The 19,420-nt window shown below is 47.5% G+C and carries 14 protein-coding genes and 1 tRNA gene; 6 read left to right on the forward strand and 9 right to left on the reverse strand.

Going from position 1 to position 19,420, the window contains the following annotated elements; all coding sequences use genetic code 11:
- Window positions 1-43 precede the first annotated feature (43 nt).
- The 4 genes from tig to M1L52_RS16130 all read right to left on the reverse strand — a co-directional run bounded on the left by tig (window position 44) and on the right by M1L52_RS16130 (window position 5,457).
- Window positions 44-1,402 (reverse strand): trigger factor, encoded by a 1,359-nt coding sequence (gene tig / locus M1L52_RS16115; protein ID WP_248616034.1) that lies wholly within the window; start codon window positions 1,400-1,402, stop codon window positions 44-46.
- A 44-nt stretch (window positions 1,403-1,446) separates the two neighbouring features.
- Complete coding sequence (gene rpsA / locus M1L52_RS16120; RefSeq protein WP_248616035.1) at window positions 1,447-3,231, reverse strand: 30S ribosomal protein S1; 1,785 nt, start codon at window positions 3,229-3,231, stop codon at window positions 1,447-1,449.
- A gap of 404 nt (window positions 3,232-3,635) precedes the next feature.
- Window positions 3,636-4,106 carry a 23S rRNA (pseudouridine(1915)-N(3))-methyltransferase RlmH gene (rlmH, locus tag M1L52_RS16125; protein WP_248616036.1) on the reverse strand — a complete coding sequence of 157 codons (471 nt, stop codon included), beginning with the start codon at window positions 4,104-4,106 and terminating at the stop codon, window positions 3,636-3,638.
- 16 nt (window positions 4,107-4,122) lie between these two features.
- On the reverse strand, window positions 4,123-5,457 hold the full coding sequence (locus M1L52_RS16130; protein ID WP_248616037.1) for a GH25 family lysozyme: 1,335 nt from the start codon (window positions 5,455-5,457) through the stop codon (window positions 4,123-4,125).
- Between the two features lie 140 nt (window positions 5,458-5,597).
- Between M1L52_RS16130 and M1L52_RS16135 the strand changes: the two genes are divergently transcribed.
- Window positions 5,598-5,671 (forward strand) — tRNA-Arg (locus M1L52_RS16135).
- A 136-nt stretch (window positions 5,672-5,807) separates the two neighbouring features.
- A complete protein-coding gene (locus M1L52_RS16140) occupies window positions 5,808-6,443 on the forward strand; it encodes a lactate utilization protein (protein ID WP_248616038.1) in 636 nt (211 codons plus the stop codon).
- Between the two features lie 41 nt (window positions 6,444-6,484).
- Here the strand turns inward: M1L52_RS16140 and M1L52_RS16145 are convergent, their stop codons facing one another.
- The 5 genes from M1L52_RS16145 to M1L52_RS16165 form a co-directional block, all read right to left on the reverse strand.
- Entirely contained in the window at window positions 6,485-6,760 is a 276-nt protein-coding gene (locus M1L52_RS16145) for a hypothetical protein (RefSeq protein WP_248616039.1), read from the reverse strand.
- Between the two features lie 92 nt (window positions 6,761-6,852).
- Window positions 6,853-7,476 (reverse strand): flavodoxin family protein, encoded by a 624-nt coding sequence (locus M1L52_RS16150; RefSeq protein WP_248616040.1) that lies wholly within the window; start codon window positions 7,474-7,476, stop codon window positions 6,853-6,855.
- Window positions 7,477-7,582: 106 nt separating this feature from the next.
- Window positions 7,583-8,989, reverse strand: a complete 1,407-nt coding sequence (locus M1L52_RS16155; RefSeq protein ID WP_248616041.1) for a TolC family protein — start codon at window positions 8,987-8,989, stop codon at window positions 7,583-7,585.
- Between the two features lie 7 nt (window positions 8,990-8,996).
- Entirely contained in the window at window positions 8,997-12,155 is a 3,159-nt protein-coding gene (locus M1L52_RS16160; RefSeq protein ID WP_248616042.1) for an efflux RND transporter permease subunit, read from the reverse strand.
- Between the two features lie 34 nt (window positions 12,156-12,189).
- Window positions 12,190-13,251, reverse strand: a complete 1,062-nt coding sequence (locus M1L52_RS16165; protein WP_248616043.1) for an efflux RND transporter periplasmic adaptor subunit — start codon at window positions 13,249-13,251, stop codon at window positions 12,190-12,192.
- A gap of 164 nt (window positions 13,252-13,415) precedes the next feature.
- On the opposite strand from M1L52_RS16165, the gene M1L52_RS16170 reads away from it, so the two are divergent.
- The 4 genes from M1L52_RS16170 (at window position 13,416) to M1L52_RS16185 (ending at window position 19,397) form a co-directional block, all read left to right on the forward strand.
- Complete coding sequence (locus tag M1L52_RS16170) at window positions 13,416-14,294, forward strand: helix-turn-helix domain-containing protein (protein WP_248616044.1); 879 nt, start codon at window positions 13,416-13,418, stop codon at window positions 14,292-14,294.
- Window positions 14,295-14,546: 252 nt separating this feature from the next.
- On the forward strand, window positions 14,547-18,491 hold the full coding sequence (locus M1L52_RS16175; protein WP_248616045.1) for a choice-of-anchor J domain-containing protein: 3,945 nt from the start codon (window positions 14,547-14,549) through the stop codon (window positions 18,489-18,491).
- Between the two features lie 108 nt (window positions 18,492-18,599).
- The gene (gene rpsJ, locus M1L52_RS16180; RefSeq protein ID WP_248616102.1) at window positions 18,600-18,899 is read left to right on the forward strand and encodes a 30S ribosomal protein S10; all 300 of its coding nucleotides are present in this window, start codon (window positions 18,600-18,602) and stop codon (window positions 18,897-18,899) included.
- A gap of 153 nt (window positions 18,900-19,052) precedes the next feature.
- Entirely contained in the window at window positions 19,053-19,397 is a 345-nt protein-coding gene (locus tag M1L52_RS16185; RefSeq protein ID WP_248616046.1) for a hypothetical protein, read from the forward strand.
- Window positions 19,398-19,420: the final 23 nt, after the last annotated feature.

Here is a 19,420-nt window from a genome sequence, read left to right on the forward strand (position 1 = left end):
ACGATTCAGGGACTTATCATAGTTTCTAAAGAACTGTTCAGACTTATGCCTCCTGCATGAGCTTGTTGAACTCGTCGAGAGTAACCTCCTTGGTGTTCAGCTTCACAACGCTCTTAAGAGCCTCGGTCAGCTTAGCATCAACGGCACGGTCAACGAACTGATCAACATTCTCGCGCTTCTTCAGCTGCTCAGCAGCATAGTTCTCAAGTACATCCTCAGGAACATTTGTCATACCGTACTGTGCAAACTGCTGACGGATGGCAGCCTTGGCAACCTGCTTCAGGTCATCCTCTTCTACCTTCACGTTGTTTGCTACTACGAGCTGCTCCTTGATGAGGTGCCACTTCAGTTCGTCGATAGAGCCACGGAAGTTCTTCTCTACGAAGTCAGCACCCTTGTCCTTGTTGTTCTGCAGCATAACGCGCTTCAGCAGAGCCTCTGGGAAGGTGAGCTCACCAACCTTCTTCTCCATATACTTACGCACGTCGAGCATGAACTTGTAGTCACCGTTTGCCTGAAGCTGTGGCTTAATGGTGTCGCTGATGCGCTGGCGGAAGTCAGCCTCATCCTTAACACCCTCGCCAAACACGCGCTCGAAGAGCTTTGCGTCAACAGCTGCTGGCTGGAAGTGACGGATCTCTGTCAGCTGGAAGCTGAAGTCGCTGGTGAGATCTTTCACCTGCTCCTTGTCAACCTTCAGCATTGCAGCTACCTCAGCATCGTTCTCAGGATAAGCCTTCTTAGGATTGAAGGTGATGATGTCGCCAAGCTTTGCGCCTTCGAACTTCTTCTTCTCATCCTCGCCCTTGATATAAGCTGGCATAATCATGCCGCCCTCGACCTCGATGCCACCCTCAAGGGTATTACCTTTCTCGTCGAGCTGACGGAGGTCACCCTTCAGTGTGTCGTTGCCACTCCACTCCTGAGCCTCAACGAACTCACCTGCCTGTGAAGCGTACATCTTCACCTGGTCGTCAACGAGCTTGTCGTCAACCTTAATGCTGTAATAGTCGATAGAGTCCTTATTGCTAAGCTCTGCCTTGAACTCTGGAGCAACGGCAATGTCGAATACGAAGGTCAGAGGACCATCCTGTTCGAAGTCCTGAGGCTGCTGCTTCTCCTCGTTGGGGAGGGGCTCGCCCAGCATCTGGATCTTATTCTCATGCACATACTCGTAGAGCTTCTCACCAAGCAGGCGGTTAACCTCGTCAACCTTTATGGCAGTGCCATACTGGCGCTTAACGAGGCCCATGGGCACCATGCCGGGACGGAAGCCAGGCACCTGAGCCTTCTTGCGATAGTCCTTCAGTGTCTTGTTTACCTTCTCTTCATAGTCGGCCTTCTCAATGGTGATAGTCATCAGGCCATTGATTTTATCGGCGCATTCAAAAGAAATATTCATTGTCTTCTTAATACCTTGTTTAGTGATGAAATGAAGAGGGGTGTTTACTCACCCTTCTCCATCTGAGCCTTCAGCTGAGCAAGAACGTCGATATCACCGAGTGTGGTGCTTGCTGCAACGTTCTCAATCTTAGCAGCCTCTTCCTTCTTGGCACGTGGTGCAGCAGTCTTCTTGGCAGCACGCTTCTCCTCACGCTGAGCATCCTCGAAGGTGCGGCTGTGAGAAAGGATGATGCGCTTAGAATCCTTGTTGAACTCGATAACCTTGAATGGGAGCTCCTCACCAGCCTGAGCCTGTGAGCCGTCTTCCTTAACGAGGTGCTTAGGAGTAGCGAAACCCTCTACATTCTCGTCGAGCTGAACAACAGCGCCCTTCTCGAGCATCTCTGTGATCTTACCTGTGTGAACAGAGCCAACGGTGTATGTATCCTCGAATACATCCCAAGGATTCTCCTCGAGCTGCTTGTGGCCAAGACTAAGACGACGGTTCTCCTTGTCGATATCGAGAACGATAACGTCGATAGGCTCGCCAACCTTTGTAAACTCTGAAGGATGCTTAACCTTCTTAGTCCAGCTGAGGTCGCTGATATGGATCAGACCGTCAACACCCTCCTCGAGCTCTACAAATACACCGAAGTTGGTGAAGTTGCGAACCTTTGCAGTGTGCTTTGAGCCAACAGGATACTTAACCTCGATAGCCTCCCATGGATCTTCCTTCAGCTGCTTGATGCCGAGAGACATCTTGCGCTCGTCGCGGTCGAGAGTCAGGATAACTGCCTCTACCTCGTCGCCAACCTTCAGAAACTCCTGAGCTGAACGGAGGTGCTGGCTCCATGACATCTCTGAAACGTGGATCAGACCCTCAACACCAGGCTGAACCTCTACGAATGCGCCGTAGTCGGCAATAACAACAACCTTACCCTTGACGTGGTCACCAACCTTCAGGTCTGGGTCGAGTGCATCCCATGGGTGAGGAGTGAGCTGCTTCAGGCCGAGAGCAATGCGCTTCTTCTCCTCATCGAAGTCGAGGATAACAACATTGATCTTCTGGTCGAGCTCAACAACCTTCTTAGGATCGTCAACGCGGCCCCAGCTGAGGTCTGTGATGTGGATGAGTCCGTCAACACCGCCCAGGTCAACGAATACGCCGTAGCTGGTGATGTTCTTAACAGTACCCTCAAGGATCTGACCCTTCTCCAGCTTAGAGATAATCTCCTGCTTCTGAGCCTCGAGCTCCTGCTCGATGAGAGCCTTGTGAGAAACAACCACGTTGCGGAACTCCTGGTTGATCTTAACAACTTTGAACTCCATAGTCTTGCCAACGAACTGGTCGTAGTCGCGTATGGGATGAACGTCGATCTGTGAGCCGGGCAGGAAAGCCTCGATGCCAAACACATCAACAATCATACCACCCTTAGTGCGGCACTTGATGTAGCCCTGGATGATTGCCTGGCTCTCGAGAGCCTCGTTGACACGATCCCAAGACTTAGACATGCGAGCCTTCTTGTGAGAAAGGATCAGCTGACCCTTCTTGTCCTCAGCACTCTCAACGTAAACCTCTACTACGTCACCAACCTTCAGGTCGGGGTTGTAGCGGAACTCGCTGCTAGGAATGATACCATCGCTCTTGTAGCCGATGTTTACCACTACTTCCTTCTTGTCAACAGAGATAACCTTACCGTCAACTACCTGATGGTCTGCCACCTTGTTGAGAGTCTCGTCGTAGGCCTTGTCAAGTTCTTCCTTGCTTACGTTGGCTACGGTGCCGTTTTCAAACTCGTCCCAGTTGAAATCCTGCAACGGCTGAACGTTCTTTGTTAATTCTGACATGTTAATTAAAATGTTTCGCCCCACCTTATTTATATATAGTGAAGCATTAAGACCTGAACAGACGTTTACCAGATCTGTTTTTTATTGGTTAAACAATAAGAGAGTCTGCGCCTGTCCAGGCTCCCCCCGCCCATACTTGGGCAAATTGAGGTGCAAAGGTACAACTATTAATTAACAATCAACGCTCAGAATTGTAATTAATTAATACTTTTACGTTTATTTAACTATACAAGTCTTACACAAAAGGAGAATACCAAGAGTCATTTGCGAATAATCTTTGGCCTAAACACCGTCAGCGTTTAATAAGAACTCTACTAGCGTTTAGTAAGAACTCTACTAGCGTTTAGTAAGAACTCTACTAGCATTTAGTAAGAACTTAATATTAATCAGCAAACGATTGCGACTCACTCATGATGATAGGGCTCACCCTTAATGATTGTACAAGCACGATATAGTTGCTCAAGGAAGATGGTGCGTACCATCTGATGAGAGAAGGTGAGTCGCGAAAGCGACAATTGCTCGTTGGCACGGGCATAGACAGCAGGCGAAAAACCATAGGGGCCACCGATAATAAAGACAAGACGACGCGCGATGGACTGCTTTTTCTCAAGCCACTGCGCCAGCTCAATGCTACGAGGCTCACGTCCATGTTCATCGAGCAGCACAACAGTATCAGAAGGCTGCAACAGTCTAAGTATCTGCTCACCCTCAGCAGTCTTCTGCTGTTCCTCTGTGAGACTCTTTGTATTTTTCAGCTCAGGAATAACGGTAATCGAGAACGGCATGTAATGAGTCACGCGTTCACTATAGTCGGCTACGAGTTTCTGAAACTCTTTACTGACCGTCTTGCCTACTAATATCAGTTCTGTTTTCATCTCTCAAATTCTAGCACTACTTTATCGTCTCTTTCTCCAGAAACTCCTGCCATTGTGGTTCATATCCATTGAACACGTTGACATCTACCTTAGGCACTATGCCGCTGACTGAAGCATCGGCAGAGAGCTGCCAGAGGGCAAGGTGAACGCCAGGCTTATACTCGCCATAGCGGGCTATCCACACAAGATAGTTATCCATCAGATAGGGGTCCTTTGACAGGTGATCATTAATGAAACCCTGATTGACATAAAGGATTGGTCGCACGCGGAGTCTGTTCTGCACAATGGCAATCCACGCCCTCACTTCCTTCAGCAGAGCTTCCGTGCCACCCATCTTCTTCACCTGACTGTTCGTTGGTTCTATGTCAAGCACTGGCGGAAGGTCACCACGACGGAAAGTGGTGTTCTTCAGGAAGTAGTCGGCCTGTGCCCTACCCGACCTTATGGTAGAGAAGAAATGGTAGGCGCCAACAGGTATGCCATGCTTATGAGCAGCAGCATAATCCTGATGGAAATACTGGCTACGTATGGTTGTGCCTTGAGTAGATTTTATTATCACGAAGCGAACCGGATAGTTCACATCACCAGCCAAGGCGTCATTAATACGACGTCCAAGATGAACCACACGCAGGTGAGGCCAGCTGATGCCATAGCGACGACGTCCTTTCTCATGCTGGTAGCGCGATATGTCTATACCATAGATACGATCGCTGGTATGCATTATGCGCTCCCCACGAAAACGATTCTTCTTCCATGTACCTGCCTGAAGATTCTTCGCAGAGACGCTAAAGCCAAAGCCCTCACGCATATCATTCTCCCAGTGTCCCTCATAGTAAACGCCATCCACGCCAAGATAGCATCCATGTCCTCTTGCCTGCAGGTTACTATCAAACTGTCCTGCGTGTAAGCCGTTCTTGTCAACACGAAAACCGGAGGCGAGAGAATCGCCCTCCCACGTACATATATATATACGTCCCACGCCGTCCTTTGTAACACAATAGCCCAGACGTCGGTTTATGCCACGATTAAAGAGTCCGAAGGGGCTCAGCTTACCTTTTGGCACATATGAAGCGAGCATAGCGTTACGCTCAACAGCATATCGGCTCACGATGTCATATCCCTCATCGCTCATGTTATGACGTTTGAGATAGTAGTCAAGCTCTGCATCATAACGGCTCTTTCGCTCAGCATATTCTGCCGAGTCGAGTTTCTCCACCACAAAAGAATCAACATCTATTGTGACAGAAGCGGAATCTTTTACTACAGTCTCCTCTTCTGAGCGTTGTTGGCTTTCACCACACCCAACCAACAATGCGGCTAAAAATATGATAAAACAAAGATTCTTTCTCATAATTGATGCAAAAATACAAATATAAAATGGTATTTGAACGATTTTTCGAAAAAAGTTGCGAAAAAATTTGGAGGGTTCAAAAAAAGTCCTTACCTTTGCACTCGCTTTTAAGGAAACAACACTTAAAACGCAGGAACGGAGGTTCCGTAGCTCAACTGAATAGAGCATCTGACTACGGATCAGAAGGTTGTGGGTTTGAATCCCGCCGGAATCACAAGAGAGAGGTTTAAGACCTCTCTTTTTTCGTATATATGCTATTCCTATAAAATAATTACCTAAAAAGTTGTAAGACACAACAACTCCTTATATCTTTGCACCCATGAAACGTAATATGGAGGCTATGCATAACAATGACACCACAGGAACAAAGAAATGAGCAGTTGGCTCAATCGATTATCAAGAACTTGAAGCGTCGTCATATAGAAGGTTTCTATTGCGCGACAGCAGGAGAGGGCGTGAGGAAAGTTTCTGAACTCATCGAGGACGGAAGTAGTGTGACATGGGGCGGTACAATGACAATCCGCGACCTGGGCATTCCGCAGTATCTCAGATGCCGTGGCACACTCGAGGTGCTTGACCGCGACCTCGCAGAAACGCCTGAAGAAAAACAAGCTATTTATCTAAGGGCTTTCTCTTCAGATGTCTATCTGTCAAGTGCTAATGCTATTTCTGAGGATGGAGTCATTGTGAACATCGATGGCAATGGGAACCGTGTGGCTGCCATCACATGGGGACCGAAGAAGGTCATCTTCGTTATCGGCATGAATAAAGTGGCTCAAAATGTAGAGGCTGCACTTGCAAGAGCACGCAGCACGGCATCACCCATCAATGCAGCCCGCTTCGACATCAAGACACCTTGCCATACGGATGGTGTGTGCCATAATTGCAATTCGCCACAGTCTATCTGTAACTACGTCCACTTCCTCCGTAACTCCCCTCAAGGCCGACATATCGTAGTGTTAGTAGGTGAAAACCTTGGGTATTAATGGCTCAACAAACTTTTTGACCTTAAGTCGAAGTTTTTCAATCAGTCATAATATTCGATTTGCAATTCATGACTGACATCAAACTCACGGTTATCATCATAGAAATAAACCAGTCGTAGGCCGCGATAGACCGAAGGAACCTTCAGGACTTCCAGCAGATGCCACTTAGGTATGCCAAAGTCATAGGAAGAGCGATCAAGGATTATACGATTGGAGGTATAATCAAATTGATAGTAGCCACCACCTAAACACGAATCACCAGGCTTCAGAAGGTCTTTATGCTGATTGACCATGCCGAGGCGGAAATAGCCATCCATTGTTATTATGAACTTGGGAAGAGTCATGCTATGCCAAATAGTTCTATTTCAAAGACAAACGTTAAGCTGCCTGATACGCAGGCATCCAAGATTCATCTGATGAAATTGGTCCTCAGTGGACTCTCCTGTTTAGGATGTCCTTCTTCACTGACATTGAGCTTACGAATCATCCATGCCATGTTGCGCCCAAGTGTCCGCATGGTCTGCATGCCTTCCTCATCCTGAGCAGCCTGACCGGGTGTCTGTCCATACACCATGTTCCAGTATTGCGAGCTGACAACAGGCATGTTCAGAATAGTGAAATATTTATTCAGGCGGTCAAAGGATGCCGATGCGCCACCTCTGCGACAGGCTACCACGCTGGCACCTGGCTTGAACTTCAGTTCGTTTCCCAAAGAGTAGAACACGCGGTCGAGCAATGCACAGAGCGAGCCATTAGGACCACCATAATAGACTGGCGAGCCGATGACCAGTCCGTCGATACCATCCTTCACAGCTCTCCACACTTTATTATATAATTCATCGCGGAACGTACACCGCGCACCGCTACGTCCACACATACCACAGGCGATACAACCTTGCACAGCCATTTTGCCGATGCTGATGATTTGAGTATCAACACCTTCTTCGTTCAGGGTCTTTGCCACCTCGCTAAGAGCAGTAAACGTGTTTCCGTTTTCTCTGGGGCTACCATTAATCAACAACACCTTTGCCATATATTCAAATCTTAATTAATCAATATTTCGTGCACAAAGATAGTTATTATTCGGTAAAAACAAGCAAAAATGCAACATTATATTACTGCACGCTAAACACAAACGATTACTGCCCAATGGCTTGTCTGTATTCCAATAGTTTGCTCTGATAGTTGGCAAAGGCATCGGTATGCTTGTCACAGGACTGCTGATAGAGCAACTGCGCTTCGAGTAGGTCAGACATGCGCGAGGTGCCTGCACGATAGTAGTCACGATTAAGACGCAGATTTTCCTCAGCCTGTTCAATGCTGCGCTGAGCTAGCTGCAATTGCTGGTAGGACTCCTCTACCCCATTCCATGCGTTCTGCATGCGTATCTGCAGAAGCTTGGCATTATCCTCTAACTGCTCCTGAGCCTTCTGGTATTCTATCTTACGGCGCTTGATGGCGTGGGAGCCGCCCCACCAGTCGGAGATGGGAACGCTCACGGTGGCAAACACCATACCAAATGTGTGGTCTTTATCCATAAGGTTATGGTAGTTATATCCTGCACCAATGGCAACAGATGGCAGATTCTGGCCAACGGCCATTCTCTTCTGAAGGCGTGTGGCTTCTACCTGTTTGTCAAGCAACTGGTATTCAGCTGTTCCCGATAGTGCCTGCTGGTGGTCTTGCTTGCTAACCATTGGCGAAGCAACACTTGTCTGATAACTTATAGCAAACGATGTGTCACGAAGTCCACAGTATTGCGACAACAGAAGGCGCACGATGGAGATGCCGTTCTGAAGCTTAAGGCGCTGACTCTCTATGCCGTTCTGGCGCAGTTGTACCTGCAAAAGGTCGTTGCGCATTGCCAAGCCTGCACGCACAGCCACTTCAACATCTTTATGGATACCACTGAGAAGCGTATCAACAGCATCGATGGTCTTCATCTTCTCCTGCAGCGATGCCAACTGCCAGAAGTATTGCTCGGCTGTTCTTTCCACCTCGTTTTCTGACAACTGCAACTGCAGACGGCTCACATCCTCGCCAACCTTGGCCAGCTTGTTTCCGTTGACAATCTGTCCGCCAACGAACACGGGCTGAACAGCCATGAGCGAGCCAATGGTACCATTCTTCATCATCGAGATGCTGATGGGACTACTCAAGGCAGCAAGAGCCTCAACGGGAAGCATTTTCGCCAGACTGGCTCCCAACTCAGGCGAGATGCTCTCTGAAGGATTGATGGTGGTTTGCGCCATTCCCTTGTTGGCATTAAACCAGAGGCCAGTGCCACTGATGTTGGGAAAGAACTTGGTAAAAGTCTCCTTACGCTGTTGCTGAGCAGCCTCGATGCCATGCTGGGCAGAGCGGATGGCGATGTTGTTATGGAGGGCAGAGTCCTTGAGCTGATCAAGGGTAAGGCCCGCCCCCATCCCATTCTTTGCAAGCAAAGCGTCGCAAGCGCCGAGCGCCCCAAGGGAGGGGTGATTGGTTACTTGGGCTTGCACGGACAATGCCGACAGAAGTGCGAAAAATATAAATAGAATCTTCATCGTTTTATTAAAGTTTTGGGTTTTGACTATCTTCAGCCCCTCCCCTCGTGAGGGGGTTGGGGTGGGCCTTCACTTTCCAATAAATTACTGGCAGCATGGTGACTACCATGATGAGCGAGCCGATGCCACCTGCGAAGATGGTGACACCCACGGGCATCCAGAACGAGGACTGGGCGATAATCATCGGCACCACACCAACGGCAGTGGTAGCTGTGGTGAGGAAGATAGGCACCATGCGACGCTTACCAGCCTCATAAGCAGCCTGCTTCACAACTTTGCTCTCACCTCTCACCTCTAACCTCTCACCTCTTAAAACATTGTTTGCATGCTCGAAGATGAGTATCTCGTTACGCATGATCATACCCATGAGCGTGATGACACCCATGATGGAGGTCAGACCGAGCATGCGGTCCATCAGCCCGAGGCCTATCAGCGCACCAGGAATCATGAGTCCGAGGGCAGCAATGCAGACGAGCGTGATGCCATACTTCTTGAAGTTGAACAGCAGGAAGAAGAACACGATAATCATCGAGATGGCCACGCCACCGACAATCTGAGGAATAGACTCCTTGTTGTACTCTATCTCGCCACCCACCTCAGCACGGACGCCTTCTGGCAAGTCAATCTCGTTAAGCATGATGTCGGCCACACGCGTCTCTACAGGAGCAGCATAGACACCCTGAGCGAACTGAGCCGTAACCGTGATGCAGCGCTCACCGCCACGATGCATGATGCGGCTCTCCGTCCACTGGGGTTGCACCTTGGCAATCTGTCTTAATGGCACCGTGGTGTTTGATGAGAGGTGAGAGGCGATAGGTGAGAGGTTAGAGCCAACCATCGTCATGGGTGTGGCGATGCCTAGGTTCTCTACCTCCGAGAAGTCCATGCTGGCTGTGTCTTTCACCACTATAGGCATCTCGTAGTCGCCAGACCACACTTGTCCTACACGCAGGTCGCCAGTAGCGCTGCTGAGAGCCAATGATGCTGTGGCACGAGTGATGCCCATTTGTGAAGAAGCCACAGGATCGAGCGCCACATTAACTATTGGATAAGGCTGCATGTAGTCGGTATGCACCCACTCCAGCTCGGGCATCTGGCGCATGCGGTCCATCAGTCGCTCTGCCACCACGTGCAGCGAGTCAAGGTCTTCGCCATAGAAACGATATTCCAGTTCGGGCACCATCAGATAGTCGAGACGCTTGAAGCGCACGTAGGCCTCAGGAAAAGCCTCGCTGAGCATGGGCTGATAGCGTGCCAGCAGTTCAAGCGTAGCATCCTGCGAAGTGGTGTTGACAATGAGTTGGGCAAAGTTCTTGCCTGCCATCTGAGGCGCGTAGCACACCATGAAACGTGGCGACGAGCAGCCCATAAAAGTGGTGATGCACTTCACCTGTTCGTCACGTTCCAGAACATGGCGCACGGAATCTGCCACCACACGCGCATCGGCCAGTCCCTTGCCGTCAGGAAGGAATATCTCCACGGCAAACTGGTCGCGGTCGGCATATGGGAACTGACGTATCTTCAGTGTCGTAACAATCACACTCGACAGTAATATCACACCTATGCCTCCACAGATGGTAAGCCATGGGCGACGGAAAGTGAAGTCGAGCACATGGTCGTAGGTGCGCTGCACCCATTTAGTGATGGCGTTGCCTCCTGTCTTCACCTTATCGGGTTTGATAATCAGCACCTCAAGGAACGGTATGACCATCACAGCCAGGAAGAGCGACACCATCAGGTTTATAGTGACAGTCCATGGGAAAGCCTCAATAGCATCATGGAAGGCTCCCTTCATGGTGATTAGCAGAGGGAAGAAGATGACGCTGATACACAGCGTGGCCAGCATCATCGGCATGAAATACTGACGGGCTGAGTCGATGGCAGCGCGCTTAGGTTCGTAGCCCTTACCCAAATACTCCAGATAGCCGTCTATGACCACGATAGAGTTATCTACCACCATTCCCAGCACTACTATGAGCGCAGCCAAGGTCACAGTGTTGAGCTCAATGCCCACCATATACATTATAGCCACTGATATAAAAGTGCTCAGCGGAACAGTAATTGCTGCCACGATGGCACTTCTCAGTGGGAACAGCACCATCATAACAAGAATTATGATGAGCATTGAGATGAGCAGGTCGCGCAGGAAGTCTGTGACACTCATACTCACCACCTTAGGCTGGTCGGCTATTCGGGTCAGCGTGACGTCATCGGGCAGTTCTGTTGCACGATAATCGTTGAGCACACGGTCCACATCCTTACCATACTGCACAATGTTATTTCCAGGATTCATCTCAAGCGAGAGCAATATGCAGCGATGACCGTCCTGCTCTATGTATCCGCCAGAGGTATCATATTCGCGCACCACACGAGCCACATCGCGAACACGCACCACCTTGCCCGTCACAGGGTCGCTATAGACTATCTGGTTAGCAATCTCCTCCTCAGAGTTCTCAGTAGCCTCAACATGTATAGGAGTCTGCTGACGGTCGGTATTTATGCTGCCACTCATGGTGGTCAGGCCCTGGGCCTGCAACTGCGTGAAGAGCATCTGCTGTCCTATGCCGTAGGCCTGTAGGCGCTGACGATCTATATACAGCGAGATCTGTTCTTTCTGTTCGCCGAACACCTTGACATTGGCCACCGAGGGGATGCGGCGCAGTCTATCGCCCAACTGGTCGGTATAGCCTTTCAGCTCGCGGTAGCTGCGCTCAGGACTCTCAATGGCTATGAGCAGCGCCGACGTGTTGCCGAAGTCGTCGTTGGCGATAAGCGCCAACACTCCACTGGGCAACTGTTGTTTGAAGAGATTCAGGCCGTGCTTTATCTTCGACCACACCTCGTCCTTATTGTTCACATCATCGTTAAGTTCCACCATGACTATACACATGCCGTTCTGCGACTGCGTGGTGGTCTTGTTGCGCTTCACCTCCTTGAAGGTGAAGAGATAGCGCTCCAGCGGACGCGCCACCTGCTGCTCCACCTCCTCGCTGGTGGCACCAGGATAGACTGCTACTACCACACCCTGACGGATGGTGGCCTGTGGGAACTCATCTTTCGGCATATCCCACATACCGAAGATGCCCATCACAAACAGTATGCCCACGATGAGCAACGATATCGAGTAATGCTCCAATGGCCATCGGAGCCAATTATAGTTTCTCATAACAATTCATTTGTAGCAATTCTTCACTCTTCACTTAAAAAACAACCTTTGTTCCTTCGCTCAGTTTCTGATATCCCTCTGTAACTATGCGTCCGCCCTCGCCTATGCCATCGGTGATGACAATGCGGTTGCCCATAGTCTCGCCAGTAGTAACTATCGAGCGATGAGCCGTGCTGTCGTTGCTGATTGTCCAAACGAACAGACTGCCATCGGCCTTTCGCTGAACAGCTGTAATGGGTGTAAGGTAACTACTCCCCTCGCCCTTAAAGTTCCCCTCGCCCTTTGGAGAGGGGTTAGGGGTGAGGCCAGGGATGGGGGTGAGGTTTACGCTGGCCACCATGCCTGGCAACAGCTTCCGCTCGCCGTTTGCAACATTTATTCTTATATCATAGGTGTGCGTGAGTGCATCGGCCTGCACGCCCTTCTCTACCCTACCGCCTGCGAAACTGCCGTTGATGGCCTCTACCTTTATAACAGAAGAGGTGTTTGCACCAATTCCGCTTATTTCCGCCTCAGGAATAGACACCTTTACCTTTACTGAAGATATATCAAGGATGCTTACCACAGCCTGTGATGGCAATGCTGTCTCACCAGCACCTATCATACGCTTGCCTATTACTCCGCTCACTGGAGCCACAAGCTTACAGTCTGCCAGATTCTTCTTGGCCACCTCCAGTTGCGACTTTGCCTGTGCCACCTTGCTCTGTATCTCCACCCACTGCACCTCGGGCAGCGATCCATTGTCGTGCAACATCTTGAATCGCTCCAAGGCATCGTTGGCCTGTGCCATCTGTGCCTCGGCACCACTCAACAGGTTGCGTGCTTGCGTGTCATCAATCTCAGCTATCAGCTGACCCTTGCTCACCATCTGGCCTTCGCTCACCAGCATGCGCTTCACCACGCCCATGCCCGTAAAGCTCACCGCAGTAGCCTCACGTTCCTCCACTATACCCACATAAGTCTGTCCGTTGCTACTCGTGACTATCTGTGCCACCTCTGTTTTAACTCTAATAGGAGCCTTAGCGTCTTGTTCCTGTTTGCTTGTACAGCTGCATATCAGCATCACGCTCAGCAGCATCAAAATACTCTTATTCATGTATCACTATGTTTGTTTTTGGTGGCAAAGGTAACACGAAATCAAACATAACCAACGTTTCATTTAACCTATTTTATTACTAATTTTACACAATAAGGCGAAATCAAACATTAACAATATCAAATAAAACATCATTTCCGCAGATTTTTGACTACTTTTGCAACATGAAACAGCAGGAAGAGATTACATTTCAGACATTGGCCAACAATGATGATATCCAGCTGGGCTATCTTGACAACGATATAGCCATAGTGGATAGCATACAGCAGTTTACGCAGATAAGCGCGGCCCACGTAACGATGAACTCCATAGTGATCTGTACCAAGGGCAAGGTGCTGGCGCAGATGAACGGCAAACAGATGGAGTTGCACCAGAATCAGGTGGCTGTGGTGCCGCAAAATGTAACGGTGACCGACGTTATGGTGAGTCCCGACTTCGACCTGAAGGGACTGTTTCTAACCAATCGCATACTGCGCAGTTTTCTTCGTGAGAAGATAAACATCTGGAATGACATGATGTACATACAGCGCCAACACATCGTTTCAATGGACGAAGACGAGATACTCTTCTACACCCACTTCTACGACATGTTGACGCTGGCAATCGAGCGTGGCACAGACAACCCCTATCACACTGAGGTAATCGAGGCGTTGCTGCGTTCGGCCATCCTCGGCCTTTGTGGTGCAATGAAGACGATGCTCCCTGCAGTTGACCATGACATCAGTTCTACTGACGGACACTTCCAGCGGTTCCTCGACCTGCTGCACTCTACCAAGGTGAAGCACCGCCCAGTAGAAGCCTACGCCAACGACCTTTGCATATCGCCCAAATACCTCACAGCTATATGCAAGAAGAACTCTGGCAAGACGGCCAATGAGTGGATAACAGAACACGTGCTGGAGGACATACGCTACTATCTGAAGCATACCGACCTCAGCATCAAGCAGATTTGTGACCACTTAGGTTTCCCCAATCCATCGTTCTTCGGTAAGTACGTCAAGGATCATTTCGGCATGACGCCATTGAGATTAAGAAACAGCTGATCTCGCCATCTCCCATTCTACGTTAGGCGAGACGCTAGAACCTGTCCCTGCTGTCACCAAGCAAAGGTCATCTTGTTGGAATAAAAACATTTTCTATATTGTCTGTTTGGTTGATTTAAATCAATTATCATTGCGTTGTTGTAATAATTCTACAATTTAATGCTTTTTTTAGTTATAGTTTTCTGTTAAAATCACTACTTTTGCGCCTGTTTTCAAGATATACAATACAAAAACAAAAATTAATTTATTAAAATGAAGAGAATTCTGAGTTTATTTGCTCTGTTGCAAATGTTCCTTTTATCGGGTTTTGCAACAGCTACGACTCCTGTCGTTTTCGGAACAGTAGTCTATTCAGAAAATGGGCTTAACAAGGGCGTTTATTCCTTCCCAGCACAGTCAGCCACAGAGTTAACATTTATCTATGGCGATTACAACTTTAGTATCAATGGTCCTGCAGTACGTTGGAATGGTAACTACTATTTGTTTAATGGGCAGGATTATGGAGACGGGATAGCCGAGGTGAACGTTTATGTTTACGATTCTGATTGGGAAGAGATCGACGAACTATCGTTTCCTGCTACTTGGTATGGCACCGATCTTACTGTAGATCCGACAACCAACAATGTTTATGGCGTGTTTGCTTCTAATAGTGGTTCTCCTGAGCTTGCTACCATAGACATAAATACTGAAAAGCGTACTACCATAGGTGCTCTTTCGGAAAGTATTATTGCCTTAGCAGCCGATGCAACAGGTCTGCTTTATGGCATCAGTCAGTCGGGAGTTCTTTATCGTATTAATAAGACGGATGCGTCACTTACCAAGATAGGCTCTACTGGTGTTGCTCCGAAGTATATGCAGAGTGCAACCTTCGATTTGGCAACCAATAGACTCTTTTGGGCTACAACTACAACTCAGGATAAAGCCGGTCTTTATGAGGTCGACATAAAGACTGGTGCAGCCTCATTGATATCTCCTTTCTCTGGCAATGAGGAGATTGTAGGACTCTATACACTGAGCGAGCCAACAACATGGACTGGCGGTCCTGATACACCGACAGCACCAGTAAATCTGAAACTGACATATGATAATAATGTGGCAACACTCTCTTGGCAAGCTCCTGCTGTTGGCATTCACGGAGAAAACCTTGATGCTTCCTCGCTTACATACAGTGTGACCCGCTATCCAGATAATGTCGTTGTTGCAAACGGCATCAGTAATACAACGTATAGTGAGACTTATGTTCCAGAACAACTCACTGCATTCTACTATAAAGTGGTTGCTCATAATGGTGATTTAACAGGAGATGAAGCACAGTCGAACATGATCATAGCTGGCGAAGCTGTTTTACCTCCATATATACAGCGATTTGATGATCAGGCTACTACATCTTTGATGACAACTATTGATGGTGATGGTGACGGATCTTCTTGGTCTTTTCAGGATGGAAAAGCTTTCTTATGGGGAGCTCCTTTTGAGAATACCGATGACTGGCTTGTCACACCAGCTCTTAAACTGAATAGTGATTATACCTATCGTCTCAAAGTATCTACATGGTGCGACTGGGCAGGTAACTATCCTTATTCAGTCTCAGCTTTTGTAGGGCAGGGTAATGGTATTGCCGACCTTAAACAGCAGCTTTTCTCTCGAATAAATATCAATGTTCCTGAGAAACAGCAGTTTGATAATCTCTTTTCTGTTGAAGTCAGTGGCAACTATTTCATAGGTATCAGAGCAAATGGCTATGATCTCTCAAGCATTAATCTTGATGATCTTACTTTGGAACAAGGTCCTATGTTGACTGCTCCACAATCTGTTACTGATCTGACTGCCACAGCAGATGTAGAAGGAAAAGCGCATGTTACTCTTACCTTTACTACTCCTGTTCTTTCTCTGAATAAAGAATCGCTCGTTTCTTTGGAAAAAATCAAGATTTATCGCGATGATGCGTTGATAGATTCTCTTTCAGATATTATCCCAGGACAGCAGATTAGCTATGATGATACTGAAGCATTAACAGGACAACTGAATACCTATAGGGTAGTGGCGGTAAATAACAATGGAGAAGGACAAGATGCAGAAATAACTGTTTGGGTTGGCTTTGACGCTCCTACCTCTCCAATTAATGTTGCACTGAAAGAAGTAGGTGGCAAGGCTGTTCTTACTTGGGATGCGCCTATAGTTGGACAACATCAAGGACCTGTTGATAAGAATAATCTTTTCTACGGTGTGATGAGAAATGATGGTCAGGTGGTTGCAACAGGATTACAAAGCCAGACCTATAGTGAGGCTATAGATAACACAGGCGAACAGCATTGGCTCGTTTTTGGTGTACAAGCTGCAAATCTTTTAGGATATAGTGAGATAGTACAATCGAATGGTATTATTGCCGGAGCACATTATGAATTGCCATTCTATGAGGGATTCGCTAATGGTAACCTTTCCAATTTCTGGGGTTCTGAAAACTATAACGATCGTGGATGGGGCTCATCATGGGCACCTAACACAGATGCGGATGCTGATGGTAATAATGGCTTCATAGCTTTCGGTACCGGAGGCGGATATGTAGGCTCTGGAGCGAAACTTTTTACTGGAAAGATTAATATACATGGTGCTGAAACACCTATATTGGAGTTCTACTATAGTCATCGTTCAGAGAATGAGTATAGCGAATTAGGAAGCCCACTTCATGTGAAAATTATCAAAAACGGAGCCGACACCATCTTGGTTCGTGATATACAGCCTATTTATTTTTGGCAGTTGGATGCTGAAAAAATGTTTTCATATGAATGTGTAGATTTGGCTGAGTTTAAGGATGCCGAATATATACAGGTACTATTCGACGCAGAAAATTCTGGTACGACATATACCTATATAGATGCCGTTGGCGTTCGTAATCTTCTGCCAAACGACCTTTCTGTTTCGTTAGTATCTCCAAATGAGGCTACTTCAGGACAGAATCTAAAAATGACTGCTACTGTAAAGAATATAGGTATCAATGAAGCTGGTACCTACAGTGTTAGTCTATATGATGACGGACGTCTGTTAGAGACAAAGAATAACACAGCCCCATTGGGCGCAAATGCAGAAGAGACTTTCAATTTCTCTATTCCTGTAAATACGCTTAAAAGTGTGTTGAATCTCTATGCAACAGTTGATTTTGATAAGGACCAGGAATCAGATAATAATAGAAGCAAGGATGTTGCCGTTACCGTTACTCTTCCTATTTATCCAAAGCCTGAGAATGTTGAGGCTGTAATGAACAATGGTTTAGTGTCTCTGACTTGGCAGTCACCTGAATATTCAGAGTTTTCTGTTCCTACAATTGAAGATGTGGAAAACTATGAGCCATACGTGGTGAATACATTTGGTCAGTGGACAACAATTGACCGTGACGGGCTTCCTACTCACGATGATGTGTATGCAGGCGATGACCATGTAATTTATGATGCAGCAGGACAGCCGACATCTTGGTTGGTGTTCAATCCTGTTGTACGCAACTATTCTACTATCGACTGGATGGGAAATAGTAATGGTTGGCAACCTGTATCTGGCAATCAGTTCTTTGCAGCTGTTGCAGTAGCCAATGGAACAAGCGATGACTGGTTGATATCTCCCGAACTGACTGGTGAAGAACAGAGTATCTCGTTCTATGAGCATGGATATTATAACATGGAGACATTCGAAGTGCTCTATTCTACTACGGATACTGATCCGGAACATTTCGAGTCTTTAGCACAGGAAACTTCATCCTTCGATTGGACTTTACGTCAGTATAAACTGCCAGCTGGAGCAAAGTATTTCGCAATTCGTCATACTACTTCTTATGGTTATCGATTCTTTGTCGATGATATCAAGTTCCAGTCTGCTGCAGGCAAGGGTAGCTTGAAACTAAGTGGATATCGTATCTATTGCGACGGACAGCTTGTAGGTCAGGTAGCAGCAGATGTTACAAACTATAGCGATACCAACAAGAACAAAGGATCTCACCTCTATCAAGTTACAGCTGTTTATGAGCAAGGAGAGTCGGCAGCTTCTTCTGCAAACGTTGAAATTACTACTGGTATTAGTAGCTTGAATGGCGCGAAGAAGGATGACCTTAAGATATATGGACTTGACGGACGTAGTCACAAGTCTCTCCAACGCGGACTGAACATCGTAAGAACTCTCGGAGGAACAACTGTCAAAGTTCTTAGATAAGTTAAAAGAAGATTTTCTTAAAATAAAAACTGGTCGGAACAAAAAAAGATGTTCCGACCAGTTTTTTATTATAACAAAGATTGACAAGGATTGACAAGGGACTGGTACCTGTCATACCGTATCAAGCTGAAGAGCTACGACCACAAACTCGTAGACAAGTCAGCAGAGAAGATTGTGAAGGCCGTAAAGGCTACTGGTGCCATCATCAGCGGACCAATTTCCCTTCCCACCCACAAGCGTATCTTCACCGTTAACCGCTCTACCTTCGTTAACAAGAAGAGCCGTGAGCAGTTCCAACTGTCAGACTACAAGCGTCTGATTGACATCTACAGCTCAACAGCCAAGACTGTTGACGCCCTGATGAAGCTTGAACTTCCCAGCGGTGTTGAGGTTGAGATCAAGGTATAGTATAATCTTATTCTCAAAATAGAGCGACATTCCCGTCAGTCGGGGATGTCGCTTGTTTTTTTCTGATTTTGATGCACGCATTTGGGATAGAGCCCAAATGCGTGCATCTTTTTCTTGGCAGAATATATACTTTTGCGTAATTTTGCAACGTTTATGGATGAAGTAGTTTATTTACCAAATAAAAACGAGACAACAATAGCTTTCGTGAAGCGTGTGGTTGCAGAACAATCCAACCGAGAACTTCTGCGCATTGTTGTGCAGTTGGTTGAGATTGCTCTTAGCGAACTGAAAGGTCGTCCTTGTGATGTCAAGGTGACAGCTTCGAAGCAGCGATTTACCTTGACGCTCCGCCATGCGGGTAACCCCATCGATAATCGTATGATATACTTGATGGACGATCATATTGATCGTGCGAAATACCAGCCTGATGGTGACGGCTGGGTTTTGACTCTTCGCCGTGACATCCCTTCGTTTTACATTTCCACTGAGGAAGATTAAGAAACTGAGACTATTCTATATAA

The sequence above is a fragment of the Prevotella sp. E13-27 genome (genome assembly GCF_023217965.1).
Lineage (GTDB): Bacteria > Bacteroidota > Bacteroidia > Bacteroidales > Bacteroidaceae > Prevotella.